2 protein-coding genes are annotated in these 1,685 nt (G+C 40.8%); one reads left to right on the top strand and one right to left on the bottom strand.

Annotated features, from left to right (window positions below; all coding sequences use genetic code 11):
• Positions 1 to 1,104: MBL fold metallo-hydrolase (locus WBM49_RS12200; protein ID WP_424372330.1), on the bottom strand; the 1,104-nt coding region annotated here is incomplete at its 3' end.
• Positions 1,105 to 1,372: 268 nt separating this feature from the next.
• Between WBM49_RS12200 and WBM49_RS12195 the strand changes: the two genes are divergently transcribed.
• The coding region (locus WBM49_RS12195) for a hypothetical protein (protein ID WP_424372329.1) at positions 1,373 to 1,685 on the top strand (313 nt) is incomplete at its 3' end.

The raw sequence follows: 1,685 nt of genomic DNA, 5'->3' as shown, positions 1-1,685 counted from the left end.
CACCGATACTGAGTTGATGGTATCAATCTCTCTATTGTCGCTCTTCCAGGCATCAAATCCACCTTTCAAGTATCCAATGGCATTGTCATAACCGACCCTTGCCAATCGAGTAATTACTTCTTCTACTTTATCCTCATCGGCGACCAAGAGAATCTCTTGCTTGACATCAGGGATCATCGTTCCAACCCAGGTTGCGAAACTTCCATCAATACCTATAAATATTGAATTTGGAATAAAGCCTTTTCGGAAGTCATCCTTGGATCGCGTATCAATGATCACCGCTTCGGTCTCATTGGCTACCACTTCAAATTCGGCAGGAGATAATGCACGGCTTCCTTTTTCCATAACGGTATCCAAGCTTTCATATCCTTGAATATTGATAAGCACGTTCTGTGGGAAGTATCCTGGAGGAGGTGTTAGGCCTTCGAGAACTTCTTTTTTAAATTCTTCCTTCGTCATATCAGGACGTAAGGCATAGTTCGTCTTTTTCTGATTACCAAGTGTATCCGTAGTCTCACTGCTCATATTCTTTCCACATGCACTACCTTGACCGTGATTGGGATAAACAATAATATCATCTGCTAAAGGCATAATCTTAGTTCGTAAAGAATCGAACAGGTGACCAGCCAATTTATCTTGTGTTAGATCAGCAATTACTTTCTGAGCTAAATCTGGTCTTCCAACATCACCGATGAATAAGGTGTCTCCTGAAAAAAGACCAACTTCTTTTCCAGATTCATCTCTTAATAGGTAACATGATGATTCCATGGTATGTCCTGGAGTATGTAAAACTTCAAGTGTTACATTTCCTATTTTGAATATTTGACCATCTTCCGCAACCGTCTTTTTAAATCCTGTCTCCATGGTGGTTGGTCCATAAACGATGTCAGCCCCTGTTGTCTCTGCCAAGTCAACATGTCCAGAAACGAAGTCCGCATGAAAGTGCGTTTCGAAAATGTACTTAATGGTGGCTCCATCTCTTTCCGCTCTTTCCATATAAGGAGAGGTTTCTCTTAATGGGTCAATAATCGCCACTTCACCATTCGACTCAATGTAGTAAGCAGCCTCGGCCAGACATCCAGTATAAATTTGTTCAACTTTCATTATTGTAGATTTTTTATGTTTTAATAAAGCGTACTATTCTTTCTAATGCTGATACAAATTTATAGGCAGCGACATGTTCAAGAGGTGATTGTGGTCACATAGAAAGGTGACTTGAGTCACTTAATCATAGTTTAGATCCAGACTAATATCTGATTATCAGCATCTTACACAATTTTTACACAAGTGGAAATAATATGGATATATGAATATACATTCATGTATTTGTATTTATTTTCTATATTGAGGTCGCAACAGAAAACCTTGCCATATGGAAACTGCAACTACTTCCTCTTTAGAAGCTCGCTTAGATCGGATTGAGTCCGCCCTCACAAGAATTACCAGCGGGATGGATCAAATGACCCCTTTAGTAAGTATAGCGGCGGATAGCCTAGATGACGCCATCCAAGAGTCCGAAATGCAAGGTACCGCAATGGAGGATCGTCTCGCTGCTGGGCTTTCTCTTCTTTCTCGTATATCAGAACCTAGAATACTAAATGCCCTAACTGCTCTCATAGATAATATGGAACACGCCCCGGGCCTCGTGGCAATGACGGCGGATATGGTAGATGATGGTATACAAG

The sequence above is a fragment of the Muriicola sp. genome (genome assembly GCF_049669965.1).
Lineage (GTDB): Bacteria > Bacteroidota > Bacteroidia > Flavobacteriales > Flavobacteriaceae > Muriicola.
The sequence above is the reverse complement of the archived record's forward strand: the minus strand, read 5'-3'. Positions and strand labels throughout refer to the sequence as shown.